This is a genomic window from Carnobacterium sp. (assembly GCF_040274945.1).
In the GTDB taxonomy this organism is placed as follows: Bacteria; Bacillota; Bacilli; order Lactobacillales; family Carnobacteriaceae; genus Carnobacterium_B.
Genome location: NZ_JBEMAR010000001.1, coordinates 322613 through 344515, shown reverse-complemented (window position 1 = coordinate 344515; position 21903 = coordinate 322613). Strand labels below are relative to the sequence as shown.

Annotated in this window: 16 protein-coding genes, 1 tRNA gene and 1 pseudogene; 15 read left to right on the top strand and 3 right to left on the bottom strand. The window is 35.6% G+C overall.

From position 1 onward, the window contains the following. Window positions 1-76 precede the first annotated feature (76 nt). The 7 genes from ABS916_RS01610 to ABS916_RS01580 all read left to right on the top strand — a co-directional run bounded on the left by ABS916_RS01610 (window position 77) and on the right by ABS916_RS01580 (window position 7324). Complete coding sequence (locus tag ABS916_RS01610; protein WP_350450245.1) at window positions 77-856, top strand: Cof-type HAD-IIB family hydrolase; 780 nt, start codon at window positions 77-79, stop codon at window positions 854-856. A gap of 73 nt (window positions 857-929) precedes the next feature. Beyond that, window positions 930-1000: transfer RNA gene (locus ABS916_RS01605), tRNA-Ala, on the top strand. Between the two features lie 285 nt (window positions 1001-1285). Beyond that, window positions 1286-1465 (top strand): hypothetical protein, encoded by a 180-nt coding sequence (locus ABS916_RS01600; RefSeq protein WP_350450244.1) that lies wholly within the window; start codon window positions 1286-1288, stop codon window positions 1463-1465. Between the two features lie 145 nt (window positions 1466-1610). Then, window positions 1611-1832: a glycine zipper domain-containing protein gene (locus tag ABS916_RS01595; RefSeq protein ID WP_350450243.1), complete on the top strand. Its 222-nt coding sequence runs from the start codon at window positions 1611-1613 to the stop codon at window positions 1830-1832. A 326-nt stretch (window positions 1833-2158) separates the two neighbouring features. Continuing rightward, the gene (gene spxB, locus ABS916_RS01590) at window positions 2159-3940 is read left to right on the top strand and encodes a pyruvate oxidase (protein ID WP_350450242.1); all 1782 of its coding nucleotides are present in this window, start codon (window positions 2159-2161) and stop codon (window positions 3938-3940) included. Between the two features lie 1271 nt (window positions 3941-5211). Continuing rightward, window positions 5212-6975 carry a DUF2075 domain-containing protein gene (locus ABS916_RS01585; RefSeq protein WP_350450241.1) on the top strand — a complete coding sequence of 588 codons (1764 nt, stop codon included), beginning with the start codon at window positions 5212-5214 and terminating at the stop codon, window positions 6973-6975. Between the two features lie 7 nt (window positions 6976-6982). Next, window positions 6983-7324, top strand: coding sequence for a nucleotide pyrophosphohydrolase (locus ABS916_RS01580; RefSeq protein ID WP_350450240.1), 342 nt, complete (start codon window positions 6983-6985; stop codon window positions 7322-7324). A gap of 58 nt (window positions 7325-7382) precedes the next feature. Here ABS916_RS01580 and ABS916_RS12870 read toward each other — a convergent pair. Together ABS916_RS12870 and ABS916_RS01570 are read right to left on the bottom strand one after the other, a co-directional pair. After that, window positions 7383-7490: pseudogene (locus ABS916_RS12870) on the bottom strand (SEC-C metal-binding domain-containing protein); the annotation flags it as partial. 1140 nt (window positions 7491-8630) lie between these two features. Continuing rightward, the gene (locus ABS916_RS01570) at window positions 8631-9335 is read right to left on the bottom strand and encodes a GntR family transcriptional regulator (RefSeq protein WP_350450238.1); all 705 of its coding nucleotides are present in this window, start codon (window positions 9333-9335) and stop codon (window positions 8631-8633) included. 138 nt (window positions 9336-9473) lie between these two features. Between ABS916_RS01570 and ABS916_RS01565 the strand changes: the two genes are divergently transcribed. Further along, window positions 9474-10904: a PTS transporter subunit EIIC gene (locus ABS916_RS01565; RefSeq protein WP_350450237.1), complete on the top strand. Its 1431-nt coding sequence runs from the start codon at window positions 9474-9476 to the stop codon at window positions 10902-10904. A 120-nt stretch (window positions 10905-11024) separates the two neighbouring features. Beyond that, the gene (locus tag ABS916_RS01560) at window positions 11025-12467 is read left to right on the top strand and encodes a 6-phospho-beta-glucosidase (protein ID WP_350450236.1); all 1443 of its coding nucleotides are present in this window, start codon (window positions 11025-11027) and stop codon (window positions 12465-12467) included. Between the two features lie 317 nt (window positions 12468-12784). Here the strand turns inward: ABS916_RS01560 and def are convergent, their stop codons facing one another. Then, window positions 12785-13348 (bottom strand): peptide deformylase, encoded by a 564-nt coding sequence (gene def, locus ABS916_RS01555; RefSeq protein WP_350450235.1) that lies wholly within the window; start codon window positions 13346-13348, stop codon window positions 12785-12787. Window positions 13349-13563: 215 nt separating this feature from the next. Here def and gdhA point away from each other — a divergent pair, with 215 nt between their 5' ends. The 6 genes from gdhA to ABS916_RS01525 all read left to right on the top strand — a co-directional run bounded on the left by gdhA (window position 13564) and on the right by ABS916_RS01525 (window position 21893). Beyond that, window positions 13564-14910, top strand: coding sequence for an NADP-specific glutamate dehydrogenase (gdhA, locus tag ABS916_RS01550; protein ID WP_350450234.1), 1347 nt, complete (start codon window positions 13564-13566; stop codon window positions 14908-14910). 551 nt (window positions 14911-15461) lie between these two features. Beyond that, entirely contained in the window at window positions 15462-16571 is a 1110-nt protein-coding gene (gene pdhA / locus ABS916_RS01545; protein ID WP_350450233.1) for a pyruvate dehydrogenase (acetyl-transferring) E1 component subunit alpha, read from the top strand. A gap of 2 nt (window positions 16572-16573) precedes the next feature. Further along, a complete protein-coding gene (locus ABS916_RS01540; RefSeq protein ID WP_350450232.1) occupies window positions 16574-17551 on the top strand; it encodes an alpha-ketoacid dehydrogenase subunit beta in 978 nt (325 codons plus the stop codon). A 128-nt stretch (window positions 17552-17679) separates the two neighbouring features. After that, window positions 17680-19299, top strand: a complete 1620-nt coding sequence (locus ABS916_RS01535) for a 2-oxo acid dehydrogenase subunit E2 (RefSeq protein WP_350450231.1) — start codon at window positions 17680-17682, stop codon at window positions 19297-19299. Between the two features lie 12 nt (window positions 19300-19311). Continuing rightward, window positions 19312-20718 carry a dihydrolipoyl dehydrogenase gene (gene lpdA, locus ABS916_RS01530; protein ID WP_350450230.1) on the top strand — a complete coding sequence of 469 codons (1407 nt, stop codon included), beginning with the start codon at window positions 19312-19314 and terminating at the stop codon, window positions 20716-20718. A gap of 236 nt (window positions 20719-20954) precedes the next feature. Then, the gene (locus ABS916_RS01525; RefSeq protein ID WP_350450229.1) at window positions 20955-21893 is read left to right on the top strand and encodes a lactate/malate family dehydrogenase; all 939 of its coding nucleotides are present in this window, start codon (window positions 20955-20957) and stop codon (window positions 21891-21893) included. Window positions 21894-21903 lie beyond the last annotated feature (10 nt).

The following is a 21903-nucleotide window of genomic DNA, read 5'->3' as shown; positions in this document are numbered from 1 at the left end:
TTTTTCGGCCTAGTAGTCTGGAAGATAAAAGGGTACAATTGTCTTATAGGCAGCAATAGAAAGGAAGTACTTAAACATGCAAAAGAAAATGATTTTTTTTGATATCGATGGAACATTAGTCAATGATCAAAAAAACATCCCAGAGAGCACCAAATTAGCGATTAAAGAACTAAAAAATAACGGTCATGAAGTAGCTATTGCTACTGGACGAAATTTATTTATGGCTCAAAATATCATCGATGAATTAGAAATTAGCCATTATGTTGTTTGTAATGGAGCAGCAGGATACTTACATAACGAACAAGTTTACGAAAACCCGTTGGATCAGGCTCAACTAGAAAAACTTATTCAAGTAGCAGATTCGAATAACCATCAAATCATTTATGAAACACCAGCTAAGCTGAGAAGAAGGAATGAGGAAGCTGATGTTAAAATTACAACAGCTATGAAATCTGTAGGTTATGGCGTTCCTAAATACGATCGAGATTTTTACTTAAACAACTCTTTAGTTCAATGTTTGCTCTTTTACCGCGAGGACGAAAAACAATTTTATGAAAGTGGTCAGTTTTCAAAATTCCGCTTTGTCAGATGGCATGATTCTGGAGTAGATGTATTACCGCATGACGGATCAAAAGCGAATACAGTTTTGAGAGTAGCTTTAGAAAATGGATATGGTGTAGAAGACATCATTGCATTTGGTGACGGCTTAAATGATTTAGAAATGATTGAAAAAGTTGGAACTGGAGTAGCTATGGGAAATGCTTTAGAAAGTGTAAAGTTGAGAGCCGATAAAGTAACAAAAAGTTGTAATGAAGATGGAATTTCTATTGCATTGAAAGAACTGGGTTTGATATAATCAATAAATAAATTCCGGTTTATTTACATTGAGGGGATGAATCAGTAGATTATTGGCTGAAGCATTCTACTCTGGGGTCTTGGTATAATGGGATTACGACTGGCTGGCAGCCAGTTAATACGGGTTCAATTCCCGTAGACTCCATTACATAATTTTTAAAAAGACGTTTTAACGGCTTTTTTTTTCATTTCACGACTCATTCCACGTTTGTTATTGGTTCTCTTAGTTCTTAAGGATTTCTTGAATTAAAGTCCTTTTCATGGTCATCTAGTCATCCAAATTTAATAGACAACCTACTAAATATTGGCAGTTGTGGATTTATAAAGGCAGAAAACTGCTACACAAAAAGTGTATGTTTTAAAACAACTTTATATATTTATCTGAAGATAAGGATTACAATGTAGGTAAAATTATGAAGGAGTGTTGAGCATGGATGATAAAACTGTAGAAATATTAGAGAAGATTTACGATAAGCTTGATTATATTGCAGAAAAATTAGATGTAATTGAGGAATCTTCAGCATCTTCTGAAGGTGAATTAGAGCAAATTAAATTAACTTTAAATCGGTTTGAAGAATCGACGGGACCGGTAAATCCTAACATTGGATAAAAAATAAACCCTACCTCAATTAGGAGATAGGGTTTTGTTATGCCTATCTCTTTTCTATCCCACATAAAAAGTTATATTTTAAACCTAGATTAATAGACTCTCCTACCTTATATGCTAAAATAAAAATATAAGGAGGGATTTTCTTATGGCAGACTTAAATAACAAAGACAGTAAACAGAAAAATGATGAAAAAAAGACGGATGAAATGACTTATCTTGCTTTAGGCATGTCTTTGGGTCTTGCGTTTGGCGCTGCTTTAGGACTAGTATTTGATAATTTGGCGGTAGGAATCGCTATAGGTATTGCTCTTGGTGTTGCAGTTGGTGCAGGTATGGATAGTAAAAAATCTAAAAATAAATCAAAATAAAAAAGCCACCCCCAATAAATAGATTACTAGCTTATTATCTTAATACCCCGTCCCCACCTTGGATATTTTCATATCTATATTTTTTTCGTTCTACAGATCAGGTACTAATTTCTATCTACGAAAATTGAGCGATTTATTATTTTTATTTGTAAATATGTAGAATAAATGGTGGTTTTTTGAGTTGTTAGTTAGATTAGGTTAAAAAATCTGTACATTTTTTCACAGAAATGGAATTTAATGGGAAATAAACCTTGATTCTTAATTTAAACGTGATAGAATTGGATTTGCATTTAATATTGTGAAATTTATCTAGGAGGATTATCAAAATGACAGAAGGCAAAACTAACATTAGTACAGCTTCACTAAAAGTGATGGCAGGATGGGGAATAGATACAATTTATGGAATCCCTTCAGGAACTTTAGCCCCTTTAATGGAAGCTTTAGGTGATCAACAAGAAACAGACATCAAATTCCTTCAAGTAAAACATGAAGAAGTTGGAGCAATGGCAGCTGTAATGCAATGGAAATTCGGTGGGAAATTGGGTGTTTGTGTTGGATCAGGTGGCCCTGGTGCTTCTCACTTAATCAATGGTCTTTATGATGCAGCGATGGATAATACACCAGTTTTAGCTATCTTAGGATCTCGTCCTCAAAGAGAACTTAACATGGATGCGTTCCAAGAATTAAACCAAAATCCAATGTTTGATCATATCGCAGTATACAACCGTCGTGTTGCTTACGCTGAACAATTACCAAAATTGATAGACGACGCAATTCGTACTGCTATCTCTAAACGTGGAGTAGCTGTATTAGAAGTACCTGGTGATTTCGGTTACCATGAAATCGATAACGATGCATTCTACTCTTCAGGCCACAGCTTCCGTGATTACGTTTCTTCTGCAATCAACGAAGCGGATATTGACGCAGCTGTTGAAGTATTAAACAATTCTAAACGCGCTGTTATTTATGCAGGTATCGGAACTATGGGACATGGTCCAGCGGTTCAAGAATTATCTCGTAAACTTAAAGCTCCAGTTATTACAACTGGTAAAAACTTTGAAACTTTCGATTACAACTTTGAAGGATTAACTGGTTCAACATACCGTGTTGGTTGGAAACCAGCTAACGAAGCTGTTAAAGAAGCAGATACAGTTCTTTTCGTTGGTTCAAACTTCCCATTTGCTGAAGTAGAAAATACTTTCGCAAATGTTGAAAACTTCATCCAAATCGACAACAACCCAACAATGCTTGGTAAACGCCATAATGCAGATGTTGCTATTCTTGGAGATGCTGGTGAAGCAGTTCATTCATTGCTTGAAAAAGTAGCACCTGTTGAAGAATCAGCTTGGTGGAATGCTAACTTGAAAAACATTCAAAACTGGCGTGACTACATGACTAAGTTGGAAACAAAAGAAAATGGTCCATTACAACTTTATCAAGTATACAATGCTATCAACAATCACGCTGACGAAGATGCAATTTATTCAATTGATGTTGGGAACTCAACTCAAACATCTATCCGTCACTTACACATGACTCCTAAGAATATGTGGAGAACTTCTCCATTGTTTGCTTCTATGGGTATTGCGCTTCCTGGTGGTATTGCTGCTAAGAACGTATATCCTGATCGTCAAGCATTTAACTTAATGGGTGATGGTGCGTTTTCAATGAACTACCCAGATGTTGTTACTAATGTACGTTACAACATGCCTGTTATCAACGTAGTATTCACAAACACTGAATATGGATTCATCAAGAACAAATATGAAGATACAAACAAAAATACTTTTGGTACTGAATTTACTGATGTAGACTACGCAAAAATTGCAGACGCACAAGGTGCAGTTGGTTTCACAGTAAGCCGTATTGAAGATATGGATCAAGTAATGGCTGATGCTGTTAAAGCTTCTAAAGAAGGTAAAACAGTAGTAATCGATGCTAAAATTACAAAAGAACGTCCAATTCCGGTGGAAACATTGAAATTAGACCCTACATTGTATAGTGCTGAAGAAATTAAAGCTTACAGAGAAAAATATGAAGCTGAAGAATTAGTACCATTTAGTGAATTCTTAAAAGCTGAAGGTCTTGAATCTAAAGTATCTAAATAATTTTCTGATAGATAACTTATAGTTTAATAAAAAGGTAAGTCGCTATGTTATAGTGACTTACCTTTTTTTTAGGCAGATTTTATGGTTGTATGACAAATGGTGTGGATGCTTCAAAATAAAATTTCTTCTGGAATGGACGGGTTTGCTTGTGGAGCCGTGGGACCGCCTGTAAGCCTGTAGTCTTACAGACTTTCAAGCTTCAAATAAACCGTAATCGCTGAAGCGTTAACCGTTTATAATTCTCATTGAATCCTATACAGGACTACAAGCAACCCTATTCCTCCAGAAATATTTGGTGAGTATTTTGAATAATCTATCAACACTAAAAATAAAGGCCCGATTTTATAAAGAAGTTAGTACAGGGTGCTGTTAAGCAAGCTGTGCAAAGAGGTTGTAAAACAATCGAAGTAGGGACAGGGAATTTTAGTTTAGGTCAATTAGTCTTGTATCAAAAGTGTAGTTTTAAAATTGCAGGAGTAGATAGTGATTTCTTTATTATCAAACACTATTCAGATGAGATCTTTGAGAATTGGATTCAATGTAGAGATAGGGTGTGATTAATACAGTATTTATAGAAAAAAATAAATAATCATATATTCTTAGTATTATTGTAGTAAAATAGTAACAACATACTTGAAAGGAAATTGCGAAAATGGATTTTTAAAAGATTAATTCTAACTTCAAAGAATTAATTCTATAGATTTTCGAAGAACTACAACGACCTTGCACATGTGTTATTAACTGGTAATTCTAAAAAAGTTCCTAATAGTTTTGGTGAAGATCTCTATGATGATGATTTTATGTCTAGTGAAAATTGGGTACTGTTCAGTGTGCCGCTAGGAAAGAATTAGATAAAACTGAACGGCAAGAGATGGCATCTTTTGTTGATGGATTATTGGGGTTTAAACCTAGTATATAAGGCAATAAAGTAAGTTTTTTTATTCAGACCAAGAAATTGAGTTTAATTACCTAGTAAAGAAAGTCTTTTTGAAGCTCTTTTTGAATTAGCTGAAAAAATTAATGGTTATTTTTAATTCTAGTATTGACATAAAAGTACCCTCATCTTTTAATGGTAATAATATAACCCAAAACTAATGTTTGATAATTAATTTTGTTTGTTAAATTACACTTGAAGAGGAGTAGTATGACAACTAACGTTTAGGTACCATTTATTTTAAAGTGATATTAATTTAAATGCGAGCATAGAATTAGAATAAACTGAGAAAAGTTATTGTAGTAATAAGTTTGTGCTTTGAGAGGAATGTGAAGAAATGAGTAAAATCTCTAATCCAGTCATCTATGAAACAGATTATAGCTACGAAGCAGTGAAAAGTTTAGAAGGTGGAATTCTTCAAGAAGAAGGACCTAATGCAAAATACCTATTGGATTATCCCACGGTTTACATCGTTCATGATGAGAAAAAGAGTCGCGAATTTTCAGTTTATATCGGAGAAACTTCTGATATAAGACAAAGAACCAAACAACATCTTATTGAAGATCCCAAAAAACGGGAAGATTGGGAAAGCCTCGCAAAGTCGGATGATTCAAAAATGTACATAATAGGCCATAATTATTTTAATAAATCATTGACATTAGATATTGAAAATAAATTAATGATGTATATGTCTAGTATCGATTCGGTTCAATCCGTGTATAATCGAAGAACCAATCAACAAAAAGAGTATTATACGGTAGATAAATTAGATGAGATTTTTTCTAAGATTTGGAGAAAATTAAGAAAAAAGAATAAAACTCTTTTCCCTGTTGAAAAAATAATCAAAGACTCTGCTCTATTTAAAGCTTCGCCATTTCATAAACTAAGTGATGAACAAATCCAAGCTAAGGATAAAGTTATCTTAAAAATTATGGAGGCTTTAACGAGAAACCAGTCAGGAGAATTGATTTTAGTAACAGGAGAAGCTGGTTCAGGCAAAACAGTTTTAATGAGCAGTCTTTTTTACGAATTAAAACAGCTAGCTCAAGAAGAGTCAGAGAATATTGTTTTACAAGAAGCAAATAGTTATTTGTTGGTAAATCATGAGCAACAGTTGAAAGTTTATCAACAAATTGCAAATAAATTAGGTATTACGTCTAAGAAAGTGCCTAATTTAGTCAGTAAACCAACTACGTTTATCAATAATCATACTCCAAAGGAAAAAGCAGATGTTGTTATTGTAGATGAGGCTCATTTGTTATGGACACAAGGTAAGCAATCTTATAGAGGAAAGAACCAGCTGTATGATTTAATGGAGAGAGCAAAAGTAGTGGTAGCGGTATTTGATATCAATCAAGTTCTCACTACTGAACAATATTGGGAAGAAGAGGAACTGCTTACTTTAGAACATGAGGCGAATTTAAAAGGAAATTTTATTCATTTAGAAAATCAAATGAGGATTAACGCGAGTCAGAGCACTATTAATTGGATAAGGTCGATGATTGATGATAGAAAAATCAATCCTATTCTCAAGGATATTAAAGGATATGATTTGAAAATCTTTAATCATCCTAAAGAGTTATATGAAGCTATTAGAGAAAAAGCAAAAGATGAAAATTCAGGTATTTCCCGAATTACTGCAACATTTGATTGGGAGTACGTTGATAAGAGAAAACCAGAAAAAGATGATTATTGGAGAGTTAAGATAGGGGATTGGTCTCTACCTTGGAATCTACAACTGCCTCAAATGAAGGAGCAAAAGAGAAAGAATAGAAACCTTTCTTGGGCAGAACAAGAACAAACTATTTATGAAGTGGGTTCTACATTTACTATTCAAGGATTTGACCTAAATTATGCAGGTGTGATTATAGGTCCTTCTGTAAAATATAGAAATGGAGAAATCGTATTCGATAGAAGTTTCAGTCAAAACAAAAAAGCTACTCGCCAAAGAACATTAAAGAACGGAAAAAAAGAACAGTTCTCTGATATGTTGTTAAAAAACGAATTAAATGTGCTTTTAACAAGAGGAGTAAATGGTTTATATATTTACGCGGTAGATGAGGAACTTCAAAAAGCGCTAATAAATGCAGCAAAGGGGTAAAAAAGCGATGGATAATGAGAAAAGTAGTATGGAAAAGGTGAATAAGTTCAGAGATGATAGAGATTGGCGTCAATTTCATAATGAAAAAGATTTAGCTATCTCTATTTCACTAGAAGCTTCAGAATTACTTGAATTATTTCAATGGAAATCAGCCGAAGAAGTAAAAGAATTTAACTTAGAACGGATCAAGGAAGAGTTAGCAGATGTATTAATTTATTCTCATATGTTGGCAGATAACCTCAATTTAAATATTGATTCGATCATTGATGAAAAATTAAAAAAAAACAATGATAAATACCCGGTAAGTAAAAGTAAGGGGAATAATAATAAATACACTGACTTTGAATAGCATTAGTATGTAAAAAGCCAACAAGCAGAAAATTGCTTGTTGGCTTTTTTCTTAATAGTTACTTCCCATGACAATGTTTGTATTTCTTTCCGCTACCACAAGGACAAGGCTCATTTCGGCCAATTTTTTTTACTTGGATAGGTTCTTGCTTTCCAGTGTTCTTATTCGTAAAAGGAATAACATTATTAGGAACAGAGGACAATGTACTATGATTTTTAGTTAGTTCTTTTGGCGTATGGCCTCGATTGGACCATTTGCGCGAATGGTTGTTTAAGTTTGAATATAGATAGCTGAATTCTTCTACGTCTTTCACACCATCAAAAACAATGCCAAATTGACTGTCTAGTTCTTCAACTAGACCCTGCGTGGCTAAATCCAGTTTAATATAAATCATAATCATATCCATGACAGCTACAAGTTTTTCTGAATTCAACTTCTTAGCGAAAAATCGACTCATTTTTTTGTATTGAGCAGTTCGCTCGTCAAATTCATGGTGAGCAAAATAGTCAATATCAGCTTTAGTTGGTTGGTAATAATCGTGGTGTGAAGAACTCGACATGAAAAAGGGTACTTCATTTTCATCCATAGCAGAATTATCAAAAATGTATTCTAGATTATCTGTAAACCTTAGTTGTTCATTAAACCAAGCTAACCCAATTAATTCAAACAATAATCCATTAAGTTCTAATGGGTATTGTTGGTTGTGTTGATTCCATACTTTTAAGAAAAAGTCCGTTTCAAAAGTGCCGTACAGGTTCATAAACGCCTCTACGTATCCATGGAGTAGATTTTTCCTTTTATGTTCTTCTTTGAAATCAGGATCGTCAATAAAGTTTTGCAACATCTCTTTGGTCTCGTGTGGCAGTACTAGGGTATAAGTATCTTCGTAATAAAATAAGAATACCCAACGAAAATAAAGTAAATCAAATAAGTCCGGATTTTTGCGGGAGAAAGGTATGAGATTAATTTCTTTCGGACCATTCATCAGTTCTTGTAGGAGTTGAATGGCTTCTTTAGGTTGAAAAGATAATTGATGCTGGCTTTTAAGAGATAGTTCTTTGAAGAAATCTTCGGCAATAACGGTTTTTGTTTTACTGCGGCGCACTTTATAACGAAGGTCAGTAGCTATTGCGATCATATCTTCTTTTGAATAAGTCGTTAGGCATTTCGTAAAAGAAAAGACAGGTTTATGCAAAACGATGATGTGGCCATATAGTTCATCGAGCATTTCTTGAGTGAGTTCTTCTGACATTTAGTCTGTCTCCTTTAGAAAAGTATTTGTTTATATTGATAGTTCAAATCTAATTTAAAAATTATTCCCTTGCACAAAGAATTGAGCTTCTTCGTAATGGTATTTGATATTGGAATAATTGAATGGACGACCACTGTTTAAATAATAGATGCTTTCGATCGTTAAAGAAGGATCGTGTGTTTCCAACTGTAAATATGCTGCTTCTTCTTGATTTAATTTTCCGATACGCATAAATAAATCTGAAAAACGAATGTTTATTTTTAGGTCCTCAGTTAAATAGTTGAAAATAGATTGACTGGCAATTTCTTCATTCAAATAAGGCACGACCGTCTTGAGGTAATAGGATTCTTCCACACAAAAGGGACGTGATTCGATGTAGCGGACGCGTTTAATGTAATAGATCGTTTCTTGGTCTGTGAGTTCAAGTATTTCTGCGACATTTGAAGGTGCTTCGATTTCTTTTAATTCAATTACTTCAGAAGACAAATTGAATTCTCTAAAAATGCTATGGAATCCTTGAACATCCGTTAAATTCACAAATCCTTTGCGGTGACGACCACGTACATATGTACCGCTGCCTCTTACTTGGTAAATCACACCATTTGTTTCTAAAACTTCCAGCGCTTTAATAATCGTGTTTTTACTGACTTCATATGTACCTTCTAACTCAGTGAGAGTAGGCAATTTATGGCCACGTGTTAAATTATTTTCTTGAATGTAGGTATTGATTTTGTTGGCGACTTCATGGTATTTGTTCATCACTTTGGCTCCTTTATTTAGAATTATAGCATATTTTAAATTGTAAGGGTATTGACAAAGTGTATGGGTATAATTTATGATATGGTTATAGAAATAAAATTATACCCATACACTTTTTAAGTGAAAAGGAGGATGAACATGAAAGAAAATAAAAACCGCGATTTAGCTAAGCGGATATTGGAAGAGATTGGTGGAGAAAAAAACATATCCAATTCGACTCACTGTGCCACACGCTTAAGGTTGGTACTGAAAGAAGAAGACGACGAGATGGTCCAGTCTGTGAAAAAACTGCCAGGGGTTATTGACGTAGTTCGTAAAGGTGGACAATTCCAAATTGTTATTGGAAACACAGTAGATAAAGTTTACAATGAATTTAGTGAACTAACTGGAGGAGAGAAGAAAGAAGCAACAGAAGATACGAAGAAAGGCAATATCTTTAGCCGAATCATCGCGACGATGTCAGCTGTATTTGCGCCATTTGTTTATGTATTGGCAGCTGCCGGAACGATTCAAGGGGCTTTGATCATTTTGTCTCAGATTTGGCCAAGCATTGTAGAAACAGGTACTTATCAAGTATTTGATGTGGTATCTTGGTCACCATTTACATTCTTACCAATTTTTATTGCGGTAACAGCGTCTAAACATTTTAAAACAAATACGTATACGGCAATTTTTGCAAACGCTGCCTTGGTAGCGCCAGGATTTTCGGAATTGGCGCAACGCGCAGGTGCAGGAGAAGCCATTTCTTTCTTCGGTATGCCATTAAGTGAAACCGTTTATACTTCAACGGTTATCCCAGCTATTTTGCTGGTATGGTTATTATCGTATTTGGAACGTATCTTAGAACGCATTTTACCAGAGGCCGTAACGCGCTTGTTTACACCATTATTTAGTATTTTGATTGCGGTTCCGTTAACCATTATTGTCATTGGACCGTTGTCTGCAGCCGGAGCAAATGTAGTTGCAGCAGGTTATACAGCCTTAGCGGTTTCTTTCCCAGCCTTAGCTGGTATCATTATAGGGGGAGCATGGCAGTTGTTTGTATTGCTGGGAGTCCACTGGGGAATTACACCAGTCATTCTAGCTAACCATGAACAATATGGAATGGACACTTTCCAAGTGTATCAAACGATTGCGGTTATCTCTCAAGTAGGAGCAGCTTTAGCCGTTTTCTTAAAAACAAAGAAAAAAGAAGTCCGCAGTGTCAGTTTATCTGCAGCCATTACAGGTTTATTCGGAATTACTGAGCCAGCAATTTATGGGGTTAACTTGCGTTTCAAGAAACCATTTATTATTGGAATTGTTACGGGAGCAGTTGCTTCGTTGGTAACTAGTTTCTTTAATTCTTTCTCGTTTGTGTATACAGGATTACCGGGGCCTCTAACCATCATCAACACGTACAGTGCTGATCATCCATCTTCTTTCTGGGGAGTGTTAACTGGAACGGTTATCGCTCTTGTATTGCCAATTGTATTAGTTCAAATCTTTGGTTATGGGGATGACGCTGTAGAAGAAGCAGCTGATGTACCATCGAGTACAACAGAAACGGATGTTGTAGGCAACAACTAATCTGCCGACTATTACAATAGTCATTGTAACGAATAATGATGACTACGCAGATGTATTGGTCTCTCGATCAAAAGAAGCAACAGGCACAATAGTAACCATTAAAAATAGGAGGATGTTCAAATGTCTAAATTTCCAAAAGATTTCTTATGGGGCGGAGCTTTAGCCGCCCACCAATTCGAAGGTGGCTGGGACCAAGGTGGTAAAGGACCGAGCGTCGCTGATGTAATGACAGCTGGTGCAGCTGGTAAGCCACGCGAAATCACCAAAACGGTTGAAGAGGGTAAATTCTATCCGAATCACGAAGCCATTGATTTTTACAATCGTTATAAAGAAGATGTGGCATTGTTCGCTGAAATGGGATTGAACAGTTTACGTACATCTATCAACTGGACACGTATTTTCCCGAAAGGTGACGAAGCTGAACCAAATGAAGCTGGACTTCAATTTTACGATGATTTATTTGATGAATTATTGAAAAATGGTATTGAGCCGGTCATTACGCTAACTCACTTTGAAATGCCGCTTCACTTAGCACAAACTTATGGTGGATTTAGAAACCGTAAAGTAGTCGATTTCTTTGTTAAATTTGCCGAAGTAGTTTTCGAGCGTTACAAAAATAAAGTGAAATACTGGATGACGTTTAACGAAATTAACAATATGATGGACTATACTAACCCGATTTTCTTATGGACAAACGTGGGTGTACAAGTTGAAGAAGGCGAAAACGCTAAAGAAGTGATGTATACTGCAGCGCACCATGTGTTGTTAGCAAGTGCTCTATCAGTGAAAATCGGTCGCAAAATCAATTCTGATTTCCAAATTGGGGCGATGGTATCTCATGTACCAATCTATCCATTAACGGCTCATCCAGAAGATGCTATGTTGGCTGAAGAATCGATGCATTTGCGTTATTTCTTCCCAGATGTACAAGTACGTGGGTATTATCCAAACTATACGCTGAAAGAATTTGAACGCGATGGCTTGAATATTCCCATTCAAGAAGGTGACGCTGAAATATTAGCACAAGGTAAAGTGGACTATCTAGGGTTTAGTTACTATATGTCTAATGTGGTTGATCATAAAGATAAAAACATCGATGATGAAGCTGCTAACGTGCATGGAAAGATTCCTTATCAAGTAGACAATCCTTATCTAAAAGCTAGTGACTGGGGTTGGACGATTGATCCTGTAGGTTTGCGTTACACGTTGAATCGTTTCTGGGATCGTTATCAAATACCACTGTTCATTGTGGAAAATGGGTTTGGTGCGATTGATACTGTTGAAGAAGACGGCAGCATCCATGATGAAGCTCGTATCTCTTATTTGCGTGAACACATTAAACAAATGGGCATCGCGATAGATCACGATGGTGTTGAATTGATGGGGTATACACCTTGGGGCATCATTGATATCGTTTCGTTCACTACTGGAGAAATGAAAAAACGTTATGGTATGATCTATGTCGACCGTGATAACGAAGGTAATGGGACGATGGAACGCAGTAAGAAAGATTCCTTTGACTGGTACAAAAAAGTCATTGAATCCAATGGAAAAGACCTATAAGGTAGTTAAAAAGGAAGCTTGAGACCTAAATTGAACTGCCCCTGTCAAGTAGACAGGTAAATAAAAAGCCATGTATGATTTTTATCATACATGGCTTTTTATGTTGGAATGGATATACCCATTCTTAACGTTACTCTCTTGGTATTATAAAACTTAATCTCTCTCTCAATGTCTTTTTCTAATCCTTTCATTGAGATACAGTTGAATAGATTGTTCTAGTTCTGTAACTGTCTGTTTACTATTCGAACGCACAAAAATCCCCCCTAAAGTAAATTACTGTAGGAGGGGGACAGGTTCTGGCGTCTGTTTTTTTAGTATTAAGAAATAACCTTTACATCGTCATCGATTTTAAAAGGGTGTTCTTTATTGATGTGATCATAAAACATGATGCCATTGATATGATCAATTTCATGTTGAATAACAATCGCTGGATAATTTTTTAAACGCGTTTTGTGAAGTTCTCCTTCTAAGTCAAAGTACGTTAATGTAATACGGCTGTGACGAGGTACGTAACCTGGTACTTCACGATCCACAGATAAGCAACCTTCACCTTCAGTTAAACAAGCGCTTTGAACTGAATGACTGATGATCTTTGGATTGACCATAACAGCACTAATGATTGGCTCGTCAATTCCTTCTTCAATTCCAGGGATGTGCACAGCAACCAAACGTTTTGAAATGTCTAATTGAGGTGCTGCAAGTCCTACTCCAGCACGCAAGTTGTATTTTTCAGCAATTTCAGGGTCTTGGCTGTTTTTTAGAAATTGGAGCATATCTTTGCCTAGTTGCTTTTCTTCTTCACTAATGGGCAATGTTAATTCTTTAGCAACCATTCTTAAGGTAGGATGGCCTTCTCTAATAATGTCTTCCATTGTAATCATAAACGTTCACTCCTAATATATGTTTCATAATAGTCATTTTCCACATAGGGAAAATCCTTATCAATTTCATCTTATTTATTTTATCAGTAAACTCAACATTTTGCACGATGTATAAAAAATTGAAAAAAAACTTTTTTTCATAAATAGATTATGGGATAATGGTGAACATGAAAAGAAAAAATGTTTTCAAATCAAAAGTTAGAGGAGATTAGAATATGATAGATGCAAAAAGTTATGTTAACGAAGTTTATACTAAAGTTTCGGAACGGGATCCGGATCAACCGGAATATTTGCAAGCAGTCAAAGAATTTTTTGGTACTATCGAACCAGTCTTCGCAGCTCATCCAGAATTAATTGAAAAAAATATATTAGAACGCTTAGTGGAACCAGAAAGAATTCTACAATTTAGAGTTCCTTGGGTTGATGATCAAGGGGCAGTAAATGTAAACCGTGGATACAGAGTGCAATACAATTCTGCTATAGGACCTTATAAAGGAGGACTACGTTTCCATCCATCTGTTACACAAAGTATTGTGAAGTTTTTAGGATTTGAGCAAATTTTCAAAAATAGTCTAACTGGATTGCCTATTGGTGGAGGTAAAGGCGGTAGTGACTTTGATCCAAAAGGGAAATCTGACAATGAAGTTATGCGTTTTTGTCAAAGTTTTATGTCAGAACTGCAACGTCATATAGGACCGGATATCGATGTACCAGCTGGTGATATCGGTGTGGGTGCACGTGAAATTGGATTTTTATTTGGACAATATAAAAAGTTGAATGGTTTCCAAGCAGGAATTTTAACTGGAAAACCGATTTTCTTAGGTGGTAGTTTAGCACGAACAGAAGCTACAGGCTACGGGTTAGTTTACTTTACTAAAGAAATGTTAGACGATATCGGAAAATCTTTCAAAAATCAAAAGGTCGTTGTTTCTGGAAGTGGAAATGTAGCCATCTATGCAATTGAAAAAGTTCAAGAATTTGGCGGAACGGTTATTGCTTGTTCGGATTCAGATGGTTATATTTTTGATCCAGAAGGAATTGATTTAGCACTTGTTAAAAAAATCAAAGAAGAAAAAAGAGAAAGAATTTCTGAATATCTAACGGAACGTCCTAACGCAACCTATGAAAACGGCAATATTTGGGACCTAGATGAAAGATATACGGTCGCACTTCCATGTGCAACACAAAATGAGATTGATGGACCAACAGCCCAAAAAATGATTAGCCAAGGAGTTGGTGCTGTTGCTGAAGGAGCCAACATGCCATGTAATTTAGAGGCTGTTAAAGAGTTTCAAAAAGCTGGAATCGTGTATGGTCCAGCTAAAGCAGCTAATGCTGGTGGGGTAGCAGTTTCAGCATTAGAAATGAGCCAAAATAGTCAAAGACTAAATTGGAGTTTTGAAGAAGTAGATGATGAATTGAAAAAAATCATGAAAAACATCTATAAAGAAATAAAAGATACAGCTAAGTCTTATAATTTAGATGGAGATTTTGTAGCTGGAGCGAATATTGCTGGTTTTACAAAAGTTGCAAAAGCAATGTTAAGTCAAGGAATTATTTAAATAGAACTAAAAGAAAATCCGTTAAAAAACGGGTTTTTTTTAGCGCAAATAAAAACAATAGTGTTTTTATTTGTGTTTATAGTTAAAATTTACGAAAAATAACAGTTGAAAAATAAAAAAAAGGCGAAAAAGTGAACAATTACTGAATCCTAATCAAAAGAAAATCTTTTTGTGAAAAAAGATGTATCCAAAAAAATGAAGATGTTTTTGTAAAAAGTAATACAGTTCTATAAAAATTATATAACAGTTTTAAAGAGGTAAGTATCCGCTTTTTTCAGAGTTTAATTTAAAGCTATTGTGCTATATAACAACGAATAAACATTTTTTATAGTGAAAAATTTCACAATAAGGATTCCAGTATGGCTGGAAAACTAGATTAAAGTAAGGTGAATAGATAGAATTCATATGGTTTAATAGTTAGTTTACTTGCATCTAAGTTGAAAGCGTGTTAAATTTAAATTGTAAAAAGTTCTGAGTAATACAGTTTCTTTAACAGTATAAAACAGAATTTTGAAAAACAATATTGTAAACGAGAGAGGAATGGGTTATACATGGTTAACAAGAAACAACCAGTAGATTTTGAAGCATTGTTAAGCACAATTGATGCTGCTTTCCCAATGGTACAAATCTTAGATAAGGACGGTAAAGTCGTAAATAAAGATATTATGCCTGATTTGTCTGACGACCAACTTGTTGAATTAATGGAAAAAATGGTTTGGTCTAGAATCTTACACGAACGTTCAATGGCTTTAGCTCGTCAAGGACGCCTAGGTTTCTACGCTCCTACAGCTGGACAAGAGGCTTCTCAATTAGCAAGTCATTTTGCATTTGAAAAAGAAGATGAATTATACCCAGGATACCGTGATATTCCTCAACTGATCCAACATGGATTGCCAATATCAAAAGCATTCTTATGGTCTCGTGGACATTCAGTAGGAAACGAATATCCTGAAGATTTACATGCTGTACCACCACAAATTATTATTGGTGCTCAAATCATCCAAGCTATGGGTGCTGGTATCGGTCTTAAAAAACGTGGCAAACAAAATGTTGCATTCACTTATACAGGTGATGGCGGTTCATCTCAAGGAGATTTTTATGAAGGATTGAACTTTGCTGGTGCATATAAAGCTCCTGTAGTATTCTTTGTTCAAAACAACGGATACGCAATCTCAACTCCTCGTCATAAACAAACTGCAGCAACTACTTTAGCTCAAAAAGCTGTAGCAGCTGGAATCCCAGGAGTTCAAGTAGATGGTATGGATCCATTAGCAGTTTACGCTGTTACTAAACAAGCAAGAGAATGGGCTGTAGCTGGAAATGGTCCAGTTTTAATTGAAACAATCACTTCACGTTTTGGTCCTCACTCAACATCAGGAGATGACCCAACTCGTTACCGTGACAAAGACAGTTTTGATTACTGGGAACAGCGTGATCCATTGATTCGTTTCCGTAATTTCTTAACTGAAAAAGGTTTATGGTCTGAAGAAAAAGAAAATGAATTAATTGAAAAAACTAAAGAGGAAATTAAAGCATCTGTTAAAGAAGCTGACCAAGCACCAAAACAAAAAGTTTCTGATTTCTTGAAAAATATGTATGAAACACCAACTCAAGTTATCGCTGAACAAATTGCAACTTTCGAAGCAAAGGAGAGTAAATAAACATGGCACAAAAAACAATGATTCAAGCGATCACTGAAGCGCTTGACCAAGAAATGGAACGCGATCAAGATATTTTGATTTTCGGTGAAGATGTAGGTAAAAACGGCGGAGTTTTCCGTGCAACTGCTGGTCTTCAAGAAAAATACGGCGAAGAACGTGTTTCAGATACACCACTTGCTGAATCAGGTATTGGTGGATTAGCTATTGGACTTGCTTTTCAAGGTTTCCGTCCTGTTCCAGAAATCCAATTTATTGGTTTCTTATTTGAAGTATTAGATTCAATCGTAGGACAAGCTGCACGTACTCGTTACCGTATGAGTAGCACTCGTAACATGCCTATTACTATTCGTACACCATTTGGTGGTGGAGTTCATACTCCAGAAATGCACTCAGATAACCTTGAAGGTTTGCTTACTCAATCTCCAGGTATCAAAGTAGTTGTTCCATCAAACCCATACGATGCAAAAGGTTTATTGATCTCTGCGTTACGTGACAATGACCCAGTAGTATTCATGGAACACATGAAATTATACCGTTCATTCCGTGATGAAGTTCCTGAAGAAATTTACACTGTTCCTCTAGGAAAAGCTGCCATCACTCGTGAAGGTAAAGATGTTTCTGTTATCACTTACGGAGCTATGGTGCGTGAAGCAATCAAAGCTGCTGATGAACTAGAAAAAGAAGGGATCTCTGTAGAAATCGTTGACTTAAGAACTATTTCTCCATTAGATATCGAAACAATCGTAGCTTCAGTTGAAAAAACTGGACGCGTTGTAGTAGTTCAAGAAGCACAACGTCAAGCAGGCGTTGGCGCAATGGTTATGTCTGAAATTTCTGAACGTGCTATCCTTTCACTACAAGCTCCAATCGGACGTGTAGCAGCACCAGATACAGTTTTCCCATTTGGTTTAGCTGAAAATGCATGGTTACCAAATGCAACTGATATTGCTGATAAGGTTAAAGAAACGTACAATTTCTAATCTATTCATATGTGAAATAACAAATGCGATAAAGCTTATCAAGTCTATTGCATTTGTTTGTTCTAGTATTAAAAACTAAACTGATATTTCTAAAAGAATAGCTAAATATAGAAGGGAAGAAAAATAAAATGTCATTTAAATTTAAATTACCAGATGTTGGAGAAGGAATGGCTGAAGGCGAAATCGTAAAATGGTTAGTAGCTGAAGGCGATACAATTGAAGAAGAAGATTCAATCGTAGAAATCCAAAACGACAAATCTGTAGAAGAAATTGCAACTCCTGTTTCTGGAACCGTTAAAAAAATTATGGTTGAAGAAGGAACAGTAGCAACAGTTGGACAAGTTATTATTGAAATCGATGCTCCAGGACATGAAGATGACGAAGAAGAGGGATCTGTTCCAGCTACTTCACCAGAAGCACCAGCCGCATCTGCTCCAGAACCTGCAGCAGCACCAGCTTCATCAGGAACTTCATTCTTCCAATTCAAAATGCCAGACGTTGGAGAAGGAATGGCTGAAGGTGAAATCGTAAAATGGTTAGTAGCTGAAGGCGATACAGTTAATGAAGAAGATTCTGTTGCAGAAATCCAAAACGATAAATCTGTAGAAGAGATTGCAACTCCAGTTTCTGGAACAATCAAAAAGATTTTAGTTGAAGAAGGAACTGTAGCAATGGTAGGTCAAGTATTGATCGAAATTGACTCTCCAGAGCATAACCCTGAAGGTTCAGCAGCACCAGCTGCTAAAGAAGCTCAAGCTGCACCAACTGTAACTTCAACTTCCACAGAAGCATCAGCTTCAAATAAAAATGTTCTAGCTATGCCATCTGTACGTCAATTTGCTCGTGAAAACGATGTTGACATCACTTTAGTTGCTGCTACTGGTAAAAATGGTCGTACAACTAAAGAAGATATTGAAAACTTCAAGAAAAATGGTGGAGAAGCACCTGTTGCTGCAGCACCTGCTGAAAAAGCAACTGAAGCTAAAGCTCCAGCGGCTAAGAAAGAATCTGCTCCAGCTAAAGCATTCAAATCTAACCAAGCTGAACTTGAAACTCGTGAAGCAATGACTCCAATGCGTAAAGCTATCGCTAAAGCAATGGTAAACAGCAAAGCGACTGCTCCACATGTTACATTGTTTGATGAAGTGGATTCAACTAAGTTGATGGCTCATCGTAAACACTTTAAAGATATCGCAGCAAGTAAAGGTGTTAAATTAACATTCTTACCTTACGTAGTTAAAGCTATCGTTTCAGTATTACGTAAATATCCAGCATTGAATGCATCAATTGATGATTCAACAAACGAAATTGTTTACAAACATTACTTCAATATCGGTATTGCTACAGATACTGACCGCGGATTGTTTGTACCAGTTGTTAAAGATGCTGATGCTAAGAGTATTTTCTCTATCGCAAGCGAAATTACTGAACTTTCTGGTAAAGCTACAGAAGGTAAATTAGCAGCTAACGAAATGAGTAATGGTTCAATTTCAATCAGTAACATCGGTTCAATCGGTGGAGGCTGGTTCACTCCAGTAATCAACTACCCTGAAGTTGCTATTTTAGGTGTAGGCCGTATCGCTAAAAAAGCAATTGTTAATGCAGATGATGAAATTGTTGTAGCACCAGTTATGCAATTGTCATTAAGTTTTGACCACCGTATCATTGATGGAGCAACTGCACAAAAAGCAATGAACGAATTAAAAACGTTGCTTGCTGATCCAGAATTATTGTTAATGGAAGGGTAAGGTGAAGGTTAAATGGTAGTAGGAGATTTCGCAATAGAGTTAGATACAGTTGTCATCGGTTCTGGTCCAGGAGGATATGTAGCAGCCATTCGTGCTGCTCAAATGGGACAAAAAGTTGCCATCGTAGAAAAAGAGTACATTGGTGGGGTTTGTCTTAACGTTGGGTGTATTCCTTCTAAAGCACTAATCAGTGCTGGACATCACTATCAAGATGCCTTAGATTCATCTGTTTTTGGAGTTTCTGCTGAAAACGTGGTTCTAGATTTTGCTAAAACTCAAGAGTGGAAAAACAATAAAGTTGTAGCATCTTTAACTAAAGGTGTTGAAGGTTTATTGAAAAAAAATAAAGTAGAGATTCTTCGTGGCGAAGCTTACTTCAATGATGAACATACTTTACGTGTAATGACTGAAGTAGCTGCACAAACGTATTCATTTAAGAATGCAATCGTTGCAACTGGTAGCCGTCCAATTGAAATCAAAGGTTTCAAATTCGGCAAACGTGTAATCGACTCAACTGGTGGATTGGCTTTACCAGAAGTTCCTAAAAAACTTGTTGTAGTTGGTGGCGGATATATTGGTAGTGAATTAGCTGGAGCTTACGCAAACTTAGGAGCTGAAGTAACCATTCTTGAATTTGCACCCTCTATTTTACCAACATTCGAAAAAGACATGGTTAAATTAGTAACGGATAACTTTAAAAAGAAAAATGTTACAATTGAAAACAATGCTATGGCTAAAGAAGCAGTTGAAACTGAAAATGGCGTATCTGTCACTTATGAAGTGAAAGGCGAAGAAAAAACAATTGAAGCTGATTATGTAATGGTAACAGTTGGTCGTCGTCCAAACACAGATGAACTAGGTTTAGAATCAACTGGTGTTGAAATGAATGAACGTGGACTTGTTAAAGTTGACGCTCAAGGTCGCACAAACGTGAAAAACATTTATGCAATCGGAGATATCACTCCAGGAGCAGCTTTAGCTCACAAAGCTAGTTATGAAGCAAAAATTGCTGCAGAAGCAATTTCTGGTAAAAAAGTAGCTATTGATTACAGAGCTATGCCTGCTGTTGCCTTTACAGATCCTGAACTAGCGGTGGTTGGTTATACAGCTGCAGAAGCTAAAGAAAAAGGATTAGATGTGAAAACTTCTAAATTCCCATTAGCTGGTAACGGACGTGCATTGTCTTTAAATGCTACTGAAGGTTTTGTTCGCCTAGTTACAACTAAAGATGAAGGTGTTATTGTAGGAGCTCAAATTGCTGGTGTTAGTGCTAGTGATGTAATTGCGGAGCTTGCTTTAGCAGTTGAATCAGGAATGGTTGCAGAAGATATTGCTTCAACTATTCATGCTCACCCATCTTTAGCTGAAGTATCTATGGATGCTGCTGAATTAGCTTTAGGTTTACCGATTCACGCGTAATTATTAAAAAATCTACTATTTTTGTAGTCGTCCTAATTGAACCAATTAAGACGTGTTCATACTGAAAAAGGGCTTCTCATTCCAAAAGAATGAGAAGCTCTTTTTAACTTTTTAATTAGTTAAAAGTTCATTATACCCACTTTAACTGGTTAGTTTGGTATACTAAGCTTGTTAGGAATGGGTTTATTATAATAATAAATAAAGGGAATCACACTTATAAAGTTGGGGGAGTTCAAATGAAAAGTGATAAAAAGATTATAGTTGTTGGATCAGACGATATCGCCTATCATTTTTGTTTTTTAAGCATGACAACATTAAATTTAAAAGAAGTTTATCTGTATCCACATCCAATTCCTCAAGAAGATAAAACGAATGATTTGCAGTATGCTTCCGAGTTATTTCCTATGAGTAAAATAAAAATGGGCAATGAAAAAGATTATGCAGATGCTGATGTTTTAATTTTAACCGCAAAAGAGAACCGACTAGAGAACGAACCAGATTCAGAATACCTTAGAAGAAATATTTTATTGGTACGTAAAATGATTAATCAAGCAATGGCTTCAGGTTTTAGTGGATTAATTGTTGTTGCGAATAAATTAGATGATTTGTTTACATACTTAGTTTGGAAATTTTCTGGCTTACCAAAAAATAAAATTGTAGGATTAGGAACATACGTTGATACCGTTTATTTCCAAAAATTATTAAGTGAAGCGCTAGATGTTTCTTTTAATGAAGTTAAAGGGTATATTATCGGAGGAAGCAGCCCTTTGCAAAAAACAGTTGCATGGAGTCGTTCAAGTATGGGAGGAAATTCACTGTTAGGCTTAACAATGGATCCAAATACTAATTTTAACCAAGATGATATGAGTATAATAGAAGAAAAGATAGCTAAACGGAATCGAATGAACGAAAATAAAGAATTGACATTAACAACTGCAACAGCTTTAATTGAACTGGTCCAATATATTTTAACAAATAAAAAAGCCATTGTGCCACTTGTTCACCTTATGGACATTGGTGAATTGAAAGATATACCGTTATCTATACCTGTAATATTAGGAGAAAATGGTATAAGACAAATTGCTGGATTGAATTTTTCTGAAACAGAACAAAAAAGTTTATTAATCAGTGCTAATGAAATAAGAATCCAACTGGATTGGGTTGAGCAAGGATAATTATGGAGGT

Coding starts and splice junctions, on each gene's coding strand:
- ABS916_RS01540 (WP_350450232.1), top strand. CDS start 16,574: ATGGCACAAAAAACAATGATTCAAGCGATCACTGAAGCGCTTGACCAA.
- ABS916_RS01585 (WP_350450241.1), top strand. CDS start 5,212: ATGAGTAAAATCTCTAATCCAGTCATCTATGAAACAGATTATAGCTAC.
- gdhA (WP_350450234.1), top strand. CDS start 13,564: ATGATAGATGCAAAAAGTTATGTTAACGAAGTTTATACTAAAGTTTCG.
- def (WP_350450235.1), bottom strand. CDS start 13,348: ATGATTACAATGGAAGACATTATTAGAGAAGGCCATCCTACCTTAAGA.
- lpdA (WP_350450230.1), top strand. CDS start 19,312: ATGGTAGTAGGAGATTTCGCAATAGAGTTAGATACAGTTGTCATCGGT.
- ABS916_RS01570 (WP_350450238.1), bottom strand. CDS start 9,335: ATGAACAAATACCATGAAGTCGCCAACAAAATCAATACCTACATTCAA.
- ABS916_RS01580 (WP_350450240.1), top strand. CDS start 6,983: ATGGATAATGAGAAAAGTAGTATGGAAAAGGTGAATAAGTTCAGAGAT.
- ABS916_RS01525 (WP_350450229.1), top strand. CDS start 20,955: ATGAAAAGTGATAAAAAGATTATAGTTGTTGGATCAGACGATATCGCC.
- ABS916_RS01610 (WP_350450245.1), top strand. CDS start 77: ATGCAAAAGAAAATGATTTTTTTTGATATCGATGGAACATTAGTCAAT.
- ABS916_RS01560 (WP_350450236.1), top strand. CDS start 11,025: ATGTCTAAATTTCCAAAAGATTTCTTATGGGGCGGAGCTTTAGCCGCC.
- ABS916_RS01595 (WP_350450243.1), top strand. CDS start 1,611: ATGGCAGACTTAAATAACAAAGACAGTAAACAGAAAAATGATGAAAAA.
- ABS916_RS01600 (WP_350450244.1), top strand. CDS start 1,286: ATGGATGATAAAACTGTAGAAATATTAGAGAAGATTTACGATAAGCTT.
- ABS916_RS01535 (WP_350450231.1), top strand. CDS start 17,680: ATGTCATTTAAATTTAAATTACCAGATGTTGGAGAAGGAATGGCTGAA.
- ABS916_RS01565 (WP_350450237.1), top strand. CDS start 9,474: ATGAAAGAAAATAAAAACCGCGATTTAGCTAAGCGGATATTGGAAGAG.
- pdhA (WP_350450233.1), top strand. CDS start 15,462: ATGGTTAACAAGAAACAACCAGTAGATTTTGAAGCATTGTTAAGCACA.
- spxB (WP_350450242.1), top strand. CDS start 2,159: ATGACAGAAGGCAAAACTAACATTAGTACAGCTTCACTAAAAGTGATG.